The following is a 1,245-nucleotide window of genomic DNA, read 5'->3' as shown; positions in this document are numbered from 1 at the left end:
TTACTCTCAAAAACATAAGATATGGTATTGCAAATAGCCAACCCTCAGATATTCAAGAAGACTTGGCGACGAAAGTCACACTAGAGTCTGGTTTGGCATCAACCGAAATTGGGATGTGGTTCCTGTTTAGAAAACCACCAACGAAAGTGAATTACAAAAACATTTCTTGCCCGGTTCTTATCGTGTCAGGACTGAAAGATAAGATCACACCGCCAAAATTGCAGCAGAAAATTCATAGCCGGTTCCGATCTCCAGCATCCCTTCGCCTGTTGGAAGAGGTCTGTCATTGGACAATCGGCGGAACATACTTACCACGCGTAAAAGCGCATATTTTTAGCTGGTTAAGTGAACAGCGCACGAGAGAAGGGTTCAAATATGCTGAAGCAGAAAAATATCGAAGTGCTTAAGACTTACTTTAGACTTTAAACCCAGGATCGCTCGATACACATTTGAATCAATGTTAGAGCGAACTAGGTACGACAGTGACCTCTAAAGAGCCAACCTCCATATGCTTTATTTCCCAACTACCCGAGGAGTCTTCAACTGTGGAACTCCTACGTAGGTCAGCTGCACGTGTGTAGACCAGTAACAAAGCCTCGCCATCAATACCGGTTTGATCAACCTCTATGACGGATTTGAGATACCCGTAGTTACTCCATGTTTCAGCATGCGATTCTGCCGATAGATTGGTAATAATCCGCGTAATATTTTTATCTCGATCGAGCATCACAACCTGAGGTATAAATGCGCCATGCTCGATACCCTGTTTTTTGTAGGATTTAACGAAGGTCTTTAACGTAATCAGGAAGTTTTTCCGCACTTCAGGAAGCCGAACTAAACGATAGCGACTGTCACCATCGACAAAACGATAAGAGAAGTCTTCTCGGTTTATAGGTACATGTAGCCCCTTGTCACGACGAAGCTCCAAGATACCAACATTTGGGATTTTCTTACAACAGCGTCCCTCAAAGCGACTGAAGTAACTCTCTCGATTGCCCGCGGATAGGATTTGAGCAGCTACAGGGTCTGCATCCTGAGGTAACACGAGCTCCGACTGGGCATTGTCCGGAGAGTAAACCACCGCTTCACTCACCTGCTCTTCCATCTCGCGCCGGTTTACCTCTTGCTGCATGACTTGAGGGCTATAAAAGATAACATTCGAATCGCCTTCGTTATCAAATGTCACGAAAAAAGGACGTTCGCCATCGCTACCAACATTGCCCTGCAAAAGATCATCACTGTCAA

2 protein-coding genes are annotated in these 1,245 nt (G+C 44.9%); one reads left to right on the top strand and one right to left on the bottom strand.

The genetic code is table 11. From position 1 onward, the window contains the following. A partial coding sequence (locus A3750_RS26650) for an alpha/beta hydrolase (protein WP_197475303.1) occupies positions 1 to 407 on the top strand: 407 nt, incomplete at its 5' end. Between the two features lie 53 nt (positions 408 to 460). Here the strand turns inward: A3750_RS26650 and A3750_RS24685 are convergent. Next, the coding region (locus A3750_RS24685; protein WP_068549050.1) for a MalM family protein at positions 461 to 1,245 on the bottom strand (785 nt) is incomplete at its 5' end.

The sequence above is a fragment of the Oleiphilus sp. HI0079 genome, from assembly GCF_001635105.1.
This window is presented reverse-complemented; position numbering and strand designations above follow the sequence as displayed.